18 protein-coding genes are annotated in these 14701 nt (G+C 48.4%); 6 read left to right on the top strand and 12 right to left on the bottom strand.

Annotated features, from left to right (window positions below; all coding sequences use genetic code 11):
• The first annotated feature begins 123 nt into the window (after positions 1 to 123).
• A complete protein-coding gene (locus tag EAT1B_RS10825; protein WP_015880605.1) occupies positions 124 to 408 on the top strand; it encodes a hypothetical protein in 285 nt (94 codons plus the stop codon).
• 155 nt (positions 409 to 563) lie between these two features.
• On the opposite strand, the gene EAT1B_RS10820 is transcribed toward EAT1B_RS10825, so the two are convergent.
• The 3 genes from EAT1B_RS10820 to groES all read right to left on the bottom strand — a co-directional run bounded on the left by EAT1B_RS10820 (position 564) and on the right by groES (position 4022).
• Entirely contained in the window at positions 564 to 1850 is a 1287-nt protein-coding gene (locus tag EAT1B_RS10820; RefSeq protein WP_015880604.1) for a competence protein CoiA family protein, read from the bottom strand.
• Positions 1851 to 2063: 213 nt separating this feature from the next.
• Positions 2064 to 3698 (bottom strand): chaperonin GroEL, encoded by a 1635-nt coding sequence (gene groL / locus EAT1B_RS10815; protein ID WP_015880603.1) that lies wholly within the window; start codon positions 3696 to 3698, stop codon positions 2064 to 2066.
• 39 nt (positions 3699 to 3737) lie between these two features.
• On the bottom strand, positions 3738 to 4022 hold the full coding sequence (gene groES, locus EAT1B_RS10810) for a co-chaperone GroES (RefSeq protein WP_015880602.1): 285 nt from the start codon (positions 4020 to 4022) through the stop codon (positions 3738 to 3740).
• A gap of 213 nt (positions 4023 to 4235) precedes the next feature.
• On the opposite strand from groES, the gene EAT1B_RS10805 reads away from it, so the two are divergent.
• Positions 4236 to 4931, top strand: a complete 696-nt coding sequence (locus tag EAT1B_RS10805; protein ID WP_015880601.1) for a CPBP family intramembrane glutamic endopeptidase — start codon at positions 4236 to 4238, stop codon at positions 4929 to 4931.
• Positions 4932 to 4947: 16 nt separating this feature from the next.
• Positions 4948 to 5157 (top strand): YdiK family protein, encoded by a 210-nt coding sequence (locus EAT1B_RS10800; RefSeq protein ID WP_015880600.1) that lies wholly within the window; start codon positions 4948 to 4950, stop codon positions 5155 to 5157.
• A 14-nt stretch (positions 5158 to 5171) separates the two neighbouring features.
• Here EAT1B_RS10800 and EAT1B_RS10795 read toward each other — a convergent pair whose 3' ends face one another.
• Both EAT1B_RS10795 and EAT1B_RS10790 read right to left on the bottom strand, forming a co-directional pair.
• Positions 5172 to 5573, bottom strand: a complete 402-nt coding sequence (locus EAT1B_RS10795) for a hypothetical protein (RefSeq protein WP_015880599.1) — start codon at positions 5571 to 5573, stop codon at positions 5172 to 5174.
• An 11-nt stretch (positions 5574 to 5584) separates the two neighbouring features.
• Positions 5585 to 7210, bottom strand: a complete 1626-nt coding sequence (locus EAT1B_RS10790; RefSeq protein ID WP_015880598.1) for an ABC transporter substrate-binding protein — start codon at positions 7208 to 7210, stop codon at positions 5585 to 5587.
• A gap of 102 nt (positions 7211 to 7312) precedes the next feature.
• Here EAT1B_RS10790 and EAT1B_RS10785 point away from each other — a divergent pair, with 102 nt between their 5' ends.
• A complete protein-coding gene (locus EAT1B_RS10785) occupies positions 7313 to 8548 on the top strand; it encodes an MFS transporter (protein WP_041917978.1) in 1236 nt (411 codons plus the stop codon).
• A 36-nt stretch (positions 8549 to 8584) separates the two neighbouring features.
• Here EAT1B_RS10785 and EAT1B_RS10780 read toward each other — a convergent pair whose 3' ends face one another.
• Both EAT1B_RS10780 and EAT1B_RS16015 read right to left on the bottom strand, forming a co-directional pair.
• The gene (locus tag EAT1B_RS10780) at positions 8585 to 8974 is read right to left on the bottom strand and encodes a hypothetical protein (protein ID WP_015880596.1); all 390 of its coding nucleotides are present in this window, start codon (positions 8972 to 8974) and stop codon (positions 8585 to 8587) included.
• A complete protein-coding gene (locus EAT1B_RS16015; protein ID WP_015880595.1) occupies positions 8971 to 9129 on the bottom strand; it encodes a hypothetical protein in 159 nt (52 codons plus the stop codon). Before EAT1B_RS16015 ends, EAT1B_RS10780 begins: the two co-directional genes overlap by 4 nt.
• A gap of 104 nt (positions 9130 to 9233) precedes the next feature.
• On the opposite strand from EAT1B_RS16015, the gene EAT1B_RS10770 reads away from it, so the two are divergent.
• Positions 9234 to 9569: a TM2 domain-containing protein gene (locus EAT1B_RS10770; RefSeq protein WP_015880594.1), complete on the top strand. Its 336-nt coding sequence runs from the start codon at positions 9234 to 9236 to the stop codon at positions 9567 to 9569.
• 37 nt (positions 9570 to 9606) lie between these two features.
• On the opposite strand, the gene EAT1B_RS10765 is transcribed toward EAT1B_RS10770, so the two are convergent.
• The 5 genes from EAT1B_RS10765 to EAT1B_RS10745 all read right to left on the bottom strand — a co-directional run bounded on the left by EAT1B_RS10765 (position 9607) and on the right by EAT1B_RS10745 (position 13583).
• The gene (locus EAT1B_RS10765) at positions 9607 to 10185 is read right to left on the bottom strand and encodes an NADPH-dependent F420 reductase (RefSeq protein WP_015880593.1); all 579 of its coding nucleotides are present in this window, start codon (positions 10183 to 10185) and stop codon (positions 9607 to 9609) included.
• A gap of 3 nt (positions 10186 to 10188) precedes the next feature.
• Positions 10189 to 10662 carry a hypothetical protein gene (locus tag EAT1B_RS10760; protein WP_015880592.1) on the bottom strand — a complete coding sequence of 158 codons (474 nt, stop codon included), beginning with the start codon at positions 10660 to 10662 and terminating at the stop codon, positions 10189 to 10191.
• 94 nt (positions 10663 to 10756) lie between these two features.
• Positions 10757 to 11563, bottom strand: a complete 807-nt coding sequence (locus tag EAT1B_RS10755; protein ID WP_015880591.1) for an ABC transporter ATP-binding protein — start codon at positions 11561 to 11563, stop codon at positions 10757 to 10759.
• On the bottom strand, positions 11560 to 12606 hold the full coding sequence (locus tag EAT1B_RS10750; RefSeq protein WP_015880590.1) for an iron ABC transporter permease: 1047 nt from the start codon (positions 12604 to 12606) through the stop codon (positions 11560 to 11562). Before EAT1B_RS10750 ends, EAT1B_RS10755 begins: the two co-directional genes overlap by 4 nt.
• Positions 12603 to 13583, bottom strand: a complete 981-nt coding sequence (locus EAT1B_RS10745; RefSeq protein WP_015880589.1) for an iron ABC transporter permease — start codon at positions 13581 to 13583, stop codon at positions 12603 to 12605. Before EAT1B_RS10745 ends, EAT1B_RS10750 begins: the two co-directional genes overlap by 4 nt.
• A gap of 121 nt (positions 13584 to 13704) precedes the next feature.
• Between EAT1B_RS10745 and EAT1B_RS10740 the strand changes: the two genes are divergently transcribed.
• Positions 13705 to 14637 carry an ABC transporter substrate-binding protein gene (locus EAT1B_RS10740; RefSeq protein ID WP_015880588.1) on the top strand — a complete coding sequence of 311 codons (933 nt, stop codon included), beginning with the start codon at positions 13705 to 13707 and terminating at the stop codon, positions 14635 to 14637.
• The last annotated feature ends 64 nt before the right edge of the window (positions 14638 to 14701 follow it).

Raw genomic sequence — 14701 nt, 5'->3', positions numbered from 1 at the left:
AATATTAACCTTAGTCAATTTTATTACATGCCTTATTCTCGTTCGTTTTCTAAAATCAACTTAATAACGTAGTTGAATATTTACTTTCAATTCAATGAACATTAGAAGAAGGGATGAGATGTTATGAATACTAATGAGGCGATTACAGAGTGGTCCTATTGGAAAGCAGTTGTGCGCTATGGACATGTAGGGAAAGGAAAAGAAATTAGTGTAGCAAGATATCTAGTAATGCCTAGCGGTTCGACCACGGTCGACGTGATGGAAGTCATCACTGAAATGCCAGGAACAAAAAAGCGTTCCATCGGTTCGATTCAAAAAATTGACTATTTGGAGTATCTTCAAGGTCTTCGCTCAGAGAAGGAAAACTTTTTTCTACAACGACTTTTCGAAGGAAAACAAGCCCAATAATGTTTTAAACAATACGTCACCTATACATTTCAACATGGAGATGTATAGGTGACTTGAATTTTCATTTAATACCTTCGAACGCATACAACCTGTTATCAAAAGTGCCATTCTGGATTCTACTCGATACTTTGCTCTTTTTAGGCATTTTAATGATTTTATATAGTTTTTACAGCATACGTTCTATCTCGTTGCCCGCCTGTTGACGAAAGTTCAATTACATTCTCTTCGGCTAATTGATCAAGACAAACACAGACATCGGAGTAAATTTTGTAGCGTCCTGTATTGTAAGACTTATTTGAAGCACCGTTGAGCACTAGATACTCTGCTACATCGTCAGCATTAATCAATCTTAACCTACCAGTTTTGATATATTCCAAAATTGCCGTTCGAAAATGACTTTTTGTTAGCAAATTCTTTGAGCTTACTTGGAGTTTTGATGAATCGTAACGCTTGTTTAGTAATTCAGCTCTATTTGCGTCTGCGATTTCTTTTTGTTTCGCTATATATTCATTTTTCTTCTGCTTCAATTCTTGTAGAAAGGAATCTCTTAGCTGCATTTCGATTTTAGGATCGCTTAGTTGTAATGTTTGAGTAGTCAACAAGGCAGTAGATAGACTGATTTCATATCCTCCGTTTAACGCAAATGCTCGGAATGGACTTTTTTGCTCATCTTCAACAAAGCGTCGAACAGAGAATTGGATACTATCTTCTCTAGATTGGATATAGTAAAGGCTTCGAACCTTATAAGAATCCGGAGTATTTTGATGATGATAATCAAATAGTTCGAATAAGGATTGATCACGCGCTGTTTCATTCAATAATGTTTCCCACATTAAATCTTCAGGAGTTTTCATCGCCAGATTTAACTCAGCTTCCCAAAGGTGGATTACATGACGACCTAAATCAATCGACTGTTCTGTATTTTCAACGAACCAAATCGGGATAAGTCCCTTTTCTTTGAAGTATGTATTCCGTTTAATAATTTGATTAGCCAATTTTTCATCTCGATTTTGTGTCACATTGGTAAGCACCGTAATCGCAATTTCTTTATCCACATTTTTTACGATAATATCAGGATAGTAACGCCACTTTTCAGTCGCTTTTGCAACAAAACCGTATTCAACTTCGAGTTCCTTATTTATTTTTTGTTGAGCTTTCAGTTCATCATGAATAAAGTTCTTTATAACCGAATGCTGTTTTGACTCTCTTTTAATCTGATCCTGGTACTTGTCACTTTCAATAGAAAGTTCACATGACTTTGATTGCTTGTGAGAGAAGTGGTGAACCCGATCACTCCCGGCCCTTATGATAAGCGTTTCATTACAATACGGGCAGCTAAACGCCCCTTTATCCGAACTTTTTTTCAGTTCACGAATTTCTCGCTTTTCATCTAATAAAACTGATAAATTTACGTTCTTTCCCTCATACATCGCTTCCTGCAAAATCAATTCCTCCCTAGTTAAAACGAATTAACAAAATACATTATATTACTTTTAAATTTTATTAATTCCATTATATAACATATAGAGTGTTTTAAAAATATAATTGACAGAGAAGAGTAGTTAACTGACTTTAATCATTTTGAATCATCACTGACAACAAAAAAACCACCCACCAGCTTTCGCTGATGAATGGTTCCTGTGAAGGCGCATGACTTACATCATACCGCCCATTCCACCCATGCCGCCCATGTCAGGCATTGCAGGAGCGTCTTTTTCTGGCTTGTCTGCGATGACGGCCTCTGTTGTGAGGAACATCGCTGAGACAGATGCTGCGTTTTGGAGTGCTGAACGCGTCACTTTCGCTGGGTCGACGATACCATGTGCGATCATGTCGACATATTCGCCAGTTGCCGCGTTGTAGCCGACACCGACTGACTCGTTCTTGAGTTTCTCGACGATGACCGAACCTTCTTCACCCGCGTTTTCCGCGATTTGACGGACCGGTGCTTCGAGTGCACGAAGGACGAGTTTGACACCAGTCGCTTCATCCGCTGTCACTTCTGAAAGCAACGCACGAACGGCTGGGATGACGTTGATGAGTGATGTACCACCACCCGCCACGATTCCTTCTTCGACTGCTGCACGTGTCGCGTTGAGTGCGTCTTCGATGCGGAGTTTACGCTCTTTAAGCTCAGTCTCCGTAGCTGCACCGACTTTGACGACGGCTACGCCACCTGCGAGTTTCGCGAGACGCTCTTGGAGTTTTTCACGGTCGAAATCAGACGTTGTCTCTTCGATTTGGTTACGAATCGTTTGAACGCGTGCTTTGATTGTTTCTTCGTTCCCTGCACCTTCGACGACAGTCGTTGTGTCTTTTGTGACGACGACTTTCGATGCGCGACCGAGCATATCGAGTGATGCCGATTTGAGGTCGAGACCGAGGTCTTCTGTGATAACTTGACCACCTGTGAGTGTCGCGAGGTCTTCAAGCATCGCTTTACGACGGTCACCGAATCCTGGTGCTTTGACCGCTACCGCGTTGAACGTACCACGGAGTTTGTTCAAGACGAGTGTCGCGAGGGCATCGCCTTCGATATCTTCTGCGACGATCAAGATCGGCTTCCCTTGTTGCACGACTTGCTCGAGCACTGGGATGATTTCTTGAATGTTTGAGATCTTCTTGTCTGTGATCAAGATGTACGGATTGTCGAGTGACGCTTCCATCTTGTCAGAGTCTGAGATCATGTATGGTGACAAGTATCCACGGTCGAACTGCATCCCTTCGACAACGTCGAGCTCAGTCGTGAAGCCGCGTGATTCTTCGATTGTGATGACACCATCGTTACCGACGCGCTCCATCGCTTCTGCGATCAATTCGCCAACTTCTTCGTCCGCTGCCGAGATGGCCGCAACTTGTGCGATCGCTTCTTTTGACTCGATTGGTTTCGAGATGGCTTTCAACTCTTCAAGCGCACGTGTGACCGCTTTGTCGATTCCTTTACGAAGGATCATCGGGTTCGCGCCCGCCGTGACGTTCTTGAGTCCTTCACGAATCATCGCTTGTGCGAGGACTGTCGCTGTTGTCGTACCGTCCCCTGCGACTTCGTTCGTCTTCGACGCGACTTCCGCAACGAGTTTCGCGCCCATGTTTTCGAAGCGGTCTTCGAGTTCGATTTCTTTCGCGATTGTCACACCATCGTTTGTGATGAGTGGTGAACCGAATTTCTTCTCGAGGACAACGTTGCGTCCTTTTGGTCCAATCGTTACTTTGACTGCGTCAGCGAGTGCGTCGACGCCGCGAAGCATCGCGTGACGTGCATCTTCTGAGAATTTAATATCTTTTGCCATCGTTCATTTCCCCCTAAAAAAGTTTTTGAATAATGGTGCTTAGCCTACGATTGCGAGAATATCGCTCTCGCGAACGATTAAGTACTCTTTTCCATCATGCTTCACTTCGGTACCTGCGTACTTCGAGTAGATGACCAAATCATTTTCTTTCACGTCGAGATCGATGCGCTTGCCTTCGTCCGTCACGCGGCCTGTTCCGACTGCGACGACTTTCCCTTGTTGCGGCTTTTCTTTCGCCGTATCAGGAAGCACGATGCCCCCGATCGTCTTTTCTTCTTTCTCCACGACTTCGATGATGACACGATCGCCTAGTGGTTTTAACATGGAAAAACCCTCCTCCGAATATGAATGATGTAATGTGTATCGTAAGGTTTTAGCACTCAGTTAAAAGGAGTGCTAACACTGATTAGTGTAGTATGTGTAGATAAAAAAATCAAGTGGGATACATTAAAAAATGCTCTTACTCGCGGTCAAGAGAACTTATTTGTTACAATGAGAAAAAGGTAGGTTCACTCTTATGATTAAGGACGTGTTGAATTGGCTACACTAAACTCAAACCAATCGATAAATACCCGTTTTTCGATGGCGCCTAACATTCGTCTCCGGCACCTCACCCCGATTTTACTATATGCGTTCGTCCAACTGTTCCCGCTCGTCATTAGTGAAGTACGGCCGGAATGGTTGACGGAAACGTTCGTCGGGCTCTGGCTCGCCATCGGATTCGGTGTAACGATTGTTCTGTCAATCTTGCTCATCTGGCCAGACTTGAAACAATACAAAGCCCAAGGCATCCAGTCGAACTTGAACGACACGGTCAAATGGATTGGGCTCGGGATTTTGATGCAATACGGGCTCGTCATCGTGGCGAACTTGATTGAGACGGCCATTACTGGCGACCTTGTCGAGTCGATGAACACACAAAATATTGCCGAGATGGTGGAAGTCATTCCACTTATGATTTTGCCGGTCGTCTTGCTTGGACCAATCATCGAAGAGATTCTTTTCCGTCATATTTTGTTCGGGAACTTGAACGCGCGCTTCGGTTTCTGGATTGCCTTTGGTGTCAGTTCGATTTTATTCGCACTCATCCACCAAGATAATCGATTCCTCGTGTATATCGCGATGAGTTTCGCGTTCTCTTACGCGTATGCGAAGACAAGACGATTGATCGTTCCGATCGCCATCCACGCGTTTAACAACGCGCTCGTGATGCTCGTACTATTTTTAATGTAGAAATGAGGTGGCAGTTATGCCGCGACAATTAAAAGTGATGATGCTCTTCAGTCTATCGTTCGGTGTGTTGTTCACCGTCCTCGCGTACTTCTCGGTACAAGAGTACGGCTTCAGCTTCTGGACGTACTTCATCATCGCCGTCGCCGCTTACGACTTTTTCAAAGTGTATCAAATCTTGGCACTCGCCCGAAAAGTCAAAAAAGAAGGCACGGACAAATCCGCATAATGAAACCCCGAGTCTTATGAGCTCGGGGTTTTTCTTATGATTGTAACTTTCGATTGATCCTGTATCTCTTCTTGATAGACACTTCGAATGAGAAGTCCGCGCAGACCGAACAATACACCTAATGCAACATAAATGGTATCAATCAATGAGAGTTGTGGTTTATCTAAGAAGAAATTAATGACCACGCCAATGACCAGCAAACCGTAAATCGTGATGTTCATGAGTGTCGCATCGACTTGTCTCATGATTCTTTTGCTCACCTTTTCCTCAAGCTTTTCAATTTCTTCGTGTCGATAGCCATAGATGGTGAACCCTAGCCCCGTGAGTGACAAGGCGACGAATTCACCATCCCATAGCGCAAACAAAAACAGTCCTACAAAAAAAATCATAAACCCAATTAGTAACTTCTTACGCACAATATCTCTCCTTATGATGGAATCCATAGTTTCGCAAAATCAAAATAACCGAACAAGTCGACACAGACGTCCTTCAGCTCTACCGGGAACGGAATGGTCCTCTCCTCGTTATAGAGCGGGATGAAATACGACTTTTCTTTCAACTCGCGTTCGATCTCCCGGTGTAGCGGCAACCAGTCCTCAAACGGCAGGTCATCATATTGCCCAACTCGCTCGGTCATCCCCTCTATATAAGGGAACACTTTATGCGGAGGCGAGTACTCGTTCGTCATGAACTGTTCAAACCCGAGCGTGATGTTCCGCTCGAACACTTCTCCGTGAACGACCAAATCGACGTATTCATAATACGTCTTGTCATGAATCGAATCTTTAAAGCTGATGGGCACGAACTCATAAGCAATGCCGTGACGCGTCAACATCTCGGCAATCCAGTCGGTCGTATCGTTCGTGAAGTCCGTCTGTTTGATTCGAATCGGTCGGTCGAACGTGACGGGTGTTCCTTTTGGAATGCGATACGTCTCGCTCAGCGAACCGAGAAACCCTCGGTCGTTCGGCGTTCTCCGTTCATTCCGTGTTCCGATTTCCGGTCGAATCTCCGCAATCAATCGATGCATGTAATGTCTCGCTTCTTCATTGGCGAACACACTATTCGGGTGACTGTTCAAGATGACAAGCCCGAACCCGGACGGTGTCGAGATGTGTCCGGTTTCTTTGGAATCCCTTGATGAGATGCGATACGTCGGATCATATCCGTCCGGCACTTTGATGAACTCGACCCGGTCCAGGAGCGCCCGCACCCCAAAATAATTCTCGAAGGCGAGAAGAACCGTCTTCTCCTTGTCATGGCGATCCAATTGAAAAGGTCCCGTCCCGACACTTCCTTTGGCGATACTCGTATGAATCATCGACAGTTTCGGGATGTAGGAATTTCGGCGCCGGTCGAGCGTGACATCGACGCGATACGTGCCATTCGATGCGATATGCCGGACGTGCCGGTACATATAGCGATACGCATCCGATTGAACGAGCATGCGCAGACTCTTCGTCACATCTTTACTCGTCATGAGCGACCCGTCATGGAATCGGACCCCTTTCCGAAGAAACAAGACGAGTGTACTTCCCTGCCATTCATAGTGATGCGCAAGTTCCCCCGTGACCTCCCCGGACGCGTCAATCATGAACAGACGATTGAATACGTTCTGGACGAGGTGGGCACTGTGGATGTCAGCCGCCTCGAGCGGATGTGTCGTCAAAAAGTGACGACGGCGCGGGATGATGAGCGCATCGCTCGACGTCTGGACGTAACCGAACTTCTTCTCGAGCTGGCGCATGAACCGACCTGCCTGCGCAGGCGACCAGTCCCACTCCAGTTGATTCGTCACTGCCTCGACCGACTCTTTCTCCATGCGGTCAAGCAGCTGTTTGGCCAAATCACGCTCGACGTGTCGTAGCCATTCTAGACGCGTCAAATTTCCCCGTCCGCGTCCACTCGTATACGTGAGCCACCCTTCTTCTTGCCACCGTGCCAAATGACGCTTCGTCTGTTTCGGGCTTAAATGAATGGCTTCCGCCATATCGGAAATCGTGTACGCGCCGTCCCGACACTCTTTCCACAATCGAAATAAATATGCATCCACGTCACATCCCCCCTTTAAAAGTGGACATCATTTCCCCATGTCGTCCATTTTTCAAATCCGTTGTCTTGTTTATCATACAGGTACAGAATGGAAGGTGACAAGATGAAATGGAAAGATATACCTAAACCAATAAAAGTTCGACTCGTGACATCATTTTTTAACCGTTCGGTCTCATTCGCTATCATGCCGTTCATGGCACTTCTCTTTGTCAAAGCGTTCAACGAATGGATTGCGGGCGTCTTCTTGATCTCGCTCGTCTGTCTCGGATACGTGATCGGGTTGATCGGGGGATACCTCGCCGATAAATTTTCACGGAAGCGACTCCTCGTGTTGACGGCAAGTCTCACGGCCTCGATGTTTCTCGTCATGACGCTCAGTCTTCAGTTCGACCAGATGATCGTCTTTATGATTGCCTATACGATTTTCACGGTCACGAACAACCTCGGGCGGCCTGCGATGAGTGCCATCATCATCGACGCGACAACGCCTGAGAACCGAAAAGCCGTATACGCGCTCGATTACTGGTTGATCAACCTCTCAATCACGATCGGCACGGCACTCGGAGGCTGGCTCTATGTCAGCAACCAACTGTTACTGTTTTGGATTTTGACGTTCACGTCGAGCATGCTGCCGATCGCGTACGCCATCTTCCTCGAGGACACGAAACGGACGTGGACGTCTCAAAAGCTTCGCCTCGTCTTCGTCGACGTGTTCCAAAGTTATCAAATCGCCTGGCGTGACCGTCCGTTCGTCAAAGTCGTCTTCGGCTCGATGTGTATCCTCGCTGCCGAGTTCTCGATGGGTAGTTATGTCGCGGTCCGACTCGCCGATTCATTTGAACCGCTCTCGATTGAATCATGGACAATCAATGGGGTGCGGATGATGAGTCTCATTCAAATCGAAAATACGCTTATCGTCGTCGCGTTGACATTCTTCATTCAACGTCTCGCCTCACGTTTCTCAAACAAGCACACGCTACTCGGCGGACTCGCGTTGTACACGATCGGGTACGCCGTCATCACGAGCGCGAACTCGATGATGCTCCTTCTCAGTTTCATGCTCATCGCTACGTTCGGCGAATTGTTGTACTCGCCCGTATTGAATACTGAGAAGGCGAACATGATGCCGGAAGACCGACGTGGTGCGTACTCTGCGTTTGCCGGGACCTCATTCGCCGGTGCCGACTTCTTATCACGTTCGACGATTTTGATTGGGTCGCTTCTCACCCCGTTCATGATGAGCGTCTACATCGGGCTGTTGGTCAGCTTCGGCTGTTTCCTCGTCTATAGCGGAATTTATGTAAAAGAAAAGATCGTCCTACGACGAGCGGCGTCTTAAACAAAAACCCATCCTTTCTCAGTGGAAGGATGGGTTTTAGTCGAGCTGTTGTTGGTGCATCGCATAGATCAAGGTCAAGGCCCGGATGCAGAAGATTGTCGAGAAGCCATAGATGCTCAGTTCGAGCAACGAAACAGAAGGATATTGTAGGCCAAGGGAGACCACATAGCCTACCAAACAAAGCAAGACGACGAATGTGATCGTCCACTCATCCGACTTCCGCTTCATCTTCTCGGCTAACCCCTTCTCTTCTTTTTCTACACGCTCCCGTTGCCAAAAGTAAAAGAAAACTGCATACATCGCAAACGAGATTCTCGGAACGTCGCCTAAGAGTAAATCAAAAATGATGAGACTTAAAAATAAGTATGTCCCTAATTGATAACCGCTCTTCATTTGAAGTCGCGAACGCAGTGGTCTGTTCGTCATAATCCAATCACAGCTACGGTCAACCCACCGTAGACGAACCCGAGCACGATGGCACTGATGGCCATGCGCTTATATTGTGGATATTGATAAAGGGCAATCGCCCCACCAACGACGTGTACGAAGGCGACGATGAACGTCAAAATCGGAAAAAGCATAAAGAACCTCTTTTCTTTTTAGGAAATCATGGAAACAAATCCATTTTCCGATATACTTGAGTGCGAACTCATTATAACAATTATGGATAAGGAGTTGGAGTCCTATGTATGATTCGCGTATGGATTTGACGACAGAAGAAATGTTACTCGTGAACAGCGAAGTCGAAAAACGAAAACGTAGCTTGCTCGTCGCCTACTTGCTTTGGTTTTTCCTCGGTGCATTTGGTGCGCATCGTTTCTATTTCAAAAAAATCGGTTCAGGAATCGCCATGGTCCTACTCGTCGTTTTGACGCTCGGTCTCGGTGCATTCATCACAGGCATTTGGGCACTCGTTGATGCATTTCTCATGCCGGGTTGGCAACAACGTGAAGTTGAGCAGATTGAGCGCGAGACGATTAAGCTGCTTCAAACACGTTCTGATCGCTATACAGGATTCTAATCAAAAAGACGATCGAGGCATTTGCCCCGATCGTCTTTCACCGTTCTGTTAAGTAGAATGCGAAGTCCCGTGATTTTCGCTCTTTCACCGCATGATGAATCCACAGCCACGCCAACCCTTCGAGCTCACGAGCAAGCTTCAGCCCGTGGAGCGGATGCGTATCGAATCCGATTTTGTTCGATAGCTCGACAACAAGCCGCACCGCTTCCTCATCTTCACCTGCGACGAACATGACGGACCCATTCGGATCGCCTAAATTCTCGACCCCTGTCTGATTGAACGCCTTCACAACTTTCGTATCAGGAATGAGTCGCTGCAAATACTCCGCACCCGACACCCCGTCCGGTCGCTCGACTTCGTTAAATTCGATGGCGATTGGATTCGTCACATCAATCAATACTTTTCCATCCAGTCCGTCGAGTGTCGGTAACAGGTCGACTGCTGCCGCGAACGGCGTACAGAGCAATAGGACATCGCTCGTCGAGGCGACCTCTTGTAGCGTCAATGTCCCTTCTCGCTCAGTCCGTGTCCCATACAACACCTCATAGCCTGTTCGTTCGAACTGCTCCCCGAGCGTACGTCCGACTTTCCCGGCACCTAAGATCCCGAGTTTCATGTCTCACAGCTCCTCGTCTGTCCGCGTGACTGTCCCTCCGAACTCTTCTGCAAGCCCGTCTAAAATCGATGGGTCGAATTCATCCCCGATCGCCATGACACCCGTCTGACCCGGTTCGATGTTACCGACCGTCCGTTTGAACGTGTCTTGGATACCTTGTAAATGTTTTACGTCTTTCGTGCCGCCGATGAGACCACCTGTGAGTGTCCCGAACAGGATACCGAACGGACCTCCGAGGATTCCAACCGCCATCCCGATGAGCGCACCTTTCGTCGATTTATTGACCGGTGCGAGCTGCGCCGCATCCTCGAACGAGAACGCCCCGTTCTCTTCACGCTTGATGACGACCAATTGTTCAAAACCGACGAGCCCATCCGAATGGTACTTTTTCAGCTTACTGAACGCCTGATACGAGATTGATTCTTCTGGGAACGTGAACGTGACGATGTGATACGGTTGTTTTTCCTTTTTAGCCATGAAAAATTCCTCCTTTAGGTAGAAAACATGACGCGCACTTACCCTACTCTTTTTCCCTGCTTTTCCGTAAAAAAACCTAGTCCGCAGACTAGGTTCAGGTCGGTCGTTTTTCATTCAACTCGTAGTGCGAATACGGTACACAGAGCGGTGTCCCGTATAGCGGATCCTCGGTCACCACGACTTTGAGACCGAATACATCTTTCATAAACGTCTCATCGACGACATCGTTCGGACTGCCTTCACGATACACGTTACCGCCAGCTAATGCGATGACATGATCGGCATAGCGACAGGCCAAGTGAAGGTCGTGAAGTACCATGATGATCGTCTTTCCTTCCAATCGATTCAATCGATACATCAAATCTAAAATCTCGATTTGGTGCGACATGTCCAAGTATGTCGTCGGTTCATCGAGCAAAATCGTCTCCGACTCTTGAGCGAGTGCCAACGCGATCCATACCCGTTGCTTTTGTCCTCCGGAAAGGTTGCTGACGAGCGTGTCACGGAGCGATACCGTATCGGTGAAGGCGAGTGCCCGCTCGACGGCCCGTTCATCGTCTTCCGAATATCGTTTGAAGAACGTCTGGTACGGATAACGCCCGAATCGGACGAGCTGTTCGACGGTCAGTCCATCCGGTGCCACGTTCACTTGTGGCATGAATGCCATGAGTCGAGCCGCCTCTTTCGCTCGATACGAATCGAGCGGTTTGTTCCGAAATGCGATCTCCCCGCCTAGTGCATCTCGCTGTCTCGCAAGCGTCGAGAGGAGCGTCGACTTCCCGCAGCCGTTCGCGCCGAGAAGGACGGTGATTTTCCCATGTGGGATGGAGAACGATAATTGTTCGAGCACCGTCTTCTGTTCATATCCGATGGTTACGTGGTTCAAATCAAATGTGTTCATCTCATGCTTCCTTTCATCATCCGTCGAAGTAAATAGAAGAAATACGGAGCTCCGATGACAGCCGTCATCACGCCGGTTCGTAGTTCATACGGATAAAAAATCGTCCGAGCGAGTACGTCCGCCAACACGACAATCGTCGCCCCTACAAGTAGCGTCGCCCAGATGTAAGGGAGCTTCAATCCTTGTCGGGCGATATGAGGTGCCATCAACCCGACAAACCCGATTGCACCGACAAAGGCGACACCGATTCCGGCGAGTAAACAGGAAAGCAACAACGTCCCACGCTGAATCCCTCGTACCGGTACGCCGATGCTCGTCGCTGTCGCTTCACTGATATGGAGCGGACGAACATGACGTTCAATCAAGAAGGCTGCCAGTAAAAAGAGAAGGACGAACGGAATCATGATCTTCAATTGATTCCACGTCGCGGCGTAGACGGTACCGGTGAGCCATTGTTGGATATCGTTCTTCCGGTAGACGTTCGAGGCGAGCATCATGAACTGAACGATTCCTTGCGAGAAAATGCTGATCCCAATCCCGACAAGTGCAAGCCGGACAGGTGGGACTCCACGTTTCAACAAATAGAAGAGGAACATCCCGACAACAATCGCCCCAAGGAACGAAGCGATGGGGATATAGGCGAGCGGCACTGACAGCTGATTCGTTCGCTCATCGGAGAAAACGGTGAAGAACGTGGCCGTCGCAACCCCTGCGCCACCGACAATCCCAAAAATCTCCGGGGATGCCAATTCGTTTTTGATTGTCAGTTGTAACAAGTGACCACTGACAGCGAGACTCGCGCCGGCGGTGATTGCCATCAACACACGTGGCATCCGAAACTCGAAGACGACGAGTTGCTCGAATGCATCCCCTGCTCCAATGAACAAGGCAGCGAGTGAGGCGGGACGGAGGAATGTGTCACCGATGGCGAGCCCGAAATAAATCGACACGAGCAATCCGACGACAAGTAGAAGCGCCAACTCGATTTCACGCTTTCGGAGCGTGAACGAGACAGGACCTTTTCGAAAGCGATAGGTTTTCATGATTTGAAGACTCCTTGTCTGACACTGACGAGATAGATGAAGAATGCCCCACCGATGACGGCGAGTACGACCCCAACGGTCACTTCGCGTGGGAACAGGATGATACGTCCCAGAATATCAGCCGCAAGCAACAGGACGCTACCGATGAGGGCACTTCCGGCGAGACGAGCGAAAAAGGCCGTCCCGAACAGATATTTCGCCAAATGGGGAGCGAGCAGACCAACAAATGCGATTGGTCCGGCAAGTGCCACCCCGAATGCGGAGAGCACGACGGCGAGCGTCACGGCGACGAACTTGATGATGCCGACATTTTGTCCGAGTGAACGGGCGACCTGGTCTCCGAGCGATAACGTCTCTAACTCTTTACTGAGCAAGAGAACGAGAATGACCGCCCCCACCATCCATGGCAACAACGTCTCGACAAGCGTGAGCGATCGTCCAGCGACCGATCCGGTCAACCAGAACAGCACCTCATCGAGCGCGCCTTCCTCATACGCGATGATCGACTGGGTGAACGAACTGAATAAAGCGGCAAGCGATGCCCCGGCAAGCGTCATATACATGACGTTCCCTCCGTTCGCACTTAGCAGATAGACAATCACGCCGGCAATAAACGCTCCGATGAGCGAGGCTGTCGTGAACGAGGCGATACTACTGAACCCAAAAAGCGTCACGAGCACGATGGCCAAACTCGCCCCTGCGTTTACCGCCAAAATATCAGGAGATGCGAGCGGGTTACGGGTCACGAGTTGAAAGATGAGCCCAGCGAGACCGAGCACGCTACCGACGAGTAGCGCGACGACCGTCCGTGGGATACGATTGTCTGCCAACGCAATCATCGCTTGTGATGAACCGTCCGCTTGGAACGTCATCACATCTTCATGACTGACGGCAATCACTCCAACGCGCAATGAAATATAACTTAAGATAGGTAAACAAATGATCAAGAAAAGTAATTTGATCCAAGGTTTTTTCATGTCCTCACTTCTTTCCTTTCCTACCATAGCAAATATTACGTTCCAGAAAAAGGGGTTGACAGTGAGAATCATTATCATTTATAGTCAGGTAGGAAAATCACCTACATAGAGGAGAATGGTAATGAAAAAATGGATGCTCGCGTTACTTACGCTTTGCTTAACCGTCGTCCTCGCTGCTTGCGGCGGGTCAGACGATACAGAGAACGATACAAGTTCAGAAACGGCGACTCGCTCGATTGAACACGCGATGGGGACAGCGGACGTACCTGAAAACCCGGAACGCGTCGTCGTCTTGACGAATGAAGGGACAGAGGCCCTTCTCGCCCTCGGCGTCAAACCAGTCGGAGCCGTCAAATCATGGAACGGCGACCCGTGGTACCCGCACATTGAGTCCGAGATGACAGACGTCACGGAAGTCGGGACAGAAAGCGAAGTCAATCTAGAGGCCATCGCAAAATTGAAACCCGATCTCATCATCGGAACGAAACTTCGTCAAGAGAACATCTATGACAAGTTAAACGCCATCGCACCGACGGTCATGTCAGAGACGCTCAAAGGTGATTGGCAAGAGAACTTCACCCTTTATGCGAACGCACTCAACCTAGAAGAGGAAGGCAATCAAGCGTTGGCCGACTACGAACAGCACGTCGAAGATACGAAAGCAGAACTCGGAGACGCCGTGAATAAAGAACTCTCGGTCGTCCGTTTCCTTCCTGGTGAGTCACGCATCTACTTCAATGACAGCTTCTCCGGCGTCATCCTTAACGATGTCGGCATCAAACGTCCAGCGTCACAAGATAAAGCGGAATTCGCTGAACCAGTCGCAATGGAACGAATCCCAGAGATGGCGGGCGACCACGTCGTCTACTTCACGTATGGTGGGGCCGACGGGTCGAAGACAGCCGAAGAATGGCAATCGAACCAGTTGTGGAAAGACCTCGATGCTGTTAAAGCAGGGGAAGTGACAGAAGTCAGTGATGACATCTGGAACACGTCGGGTGGCGTCTTGTCTGCCAACCAAGTGCTCGATGAACTCGTCGACATTCTAAAATAAATCAAAAGCGCGCCAATTGAATTGGTGCGCTTTTTCATACACTCATATGGTAAAATTTACATAT

Origin of the sequence: Exiguobacterium sp. AT1b (assembly GCF_000023045.1) — a bacterium.
Taxonomy (GTDB): domain Bacteria; phylum Bacillota; class Bacilli; order Exiguobacteriales; family Exiguobacteriaceae; genus Exiguobacterium.
This window is presented reverse-complemented; position numbering and strand designations above follow the sequence as displayed.

Bases quoted from the DNA above. Each gene is read 5' to 3' on its own strand.
- EAT1B_RS10780 (WP_015880596.1), bottom strand. From the start codon at position 8,974: ATGACGAACAGACCACTGCGTTCGCGACTTCAAATGAAGAGCGGTTAT.
- EAT1B_RS16015 (WP_015880595.1), bottom strand. From the start codon at position 9,129: ATGCTTTTTCCGATTTTGACGTTCATCGTCGCCTTCGTACACGTCGTT.
- EAT1B_RS10750 (WP_015880590.1), bottom strand. From the start codon at position 12,606: ATGAAAACCTATCGCTTTCGAAAAGGTCCTGTCTCGTTCACGCTCCGA.
- EAT1B_RS10760 (WP_015880592.1), bottom strand. From the start codon at position 10,662: ATGGCTAAAAAGGAAAAACAACCGTATCACATCGTCACGTTCACGTTC.
- EAT1B_RS10745 (WP_015880589.1), bottom strand. From the start codon at position 13,583: ATGAAAAAACCTTGGATCAAATTACTTTTCTTGATCATTTGTTTACCT.
- EAT1B_RS10770 (WP_015880594.1), top strand. From the start codon at position 9,234: ATGTATGATTCGCGTATGGATTTGACGACAGAAGAAATGTTACTCGTG.
- EAT1B_RS10740 (WP_015880588.1), top strand. From the start codon at position 13,705: ATGAAAAAATGGATGCTCGCGTTACTTACGCTTTGCTTAACCGTCGTC.
- EAT1B_RS10825 (WP_015880605.1), top strand. From the start codon at position 124: ATGAATACTAATGAGGCGATTACAGAGTGGTCCTATTGGAAAGCAGTT.
- EAT1B_RS10785 (WP_041917978.1), top strand. From the start codon at position 7,313: ATGAAATGGAAAGATATACCTAAACCAATAAAAGTTCGACTCGTGACA.
- EAT1B_RS10765 (WP_015880593.1), bottom strand. From the start codon at position 10,185: ATGAAACTCGGGATCTTAGGTGCCGGGAAAGTCGGACGTACGCTCGGG.
- EAT1B_RS10755 (WP_015880591.1), bottom strand. From the start codon at position 11,563: ATGAACACATTTGATTTGAACCACGTAACCATCGGATATGAACAGAAG.
- EAT1B_RS10800 (WP_015880600.1), top strand. From the start codon at position 4,948: ATGCCGCGACAATTAAAAGTGATGATGCTCTTCAGTCTATCGTTCGGT.
- groL (WP_015880603.1), bottom strand. From the start codon at position 3,698: ATGGCAAAAGATATTAAATTCTCAGAAGATGCACGTCACGCGATGCTT.
- groES (WP_015880602.1), bottom strand. From the start codon at position 4,022: ATGTTAAAACCACTAGGCGATCGTGTCATCATCGAAGTCGTGGAGAAA.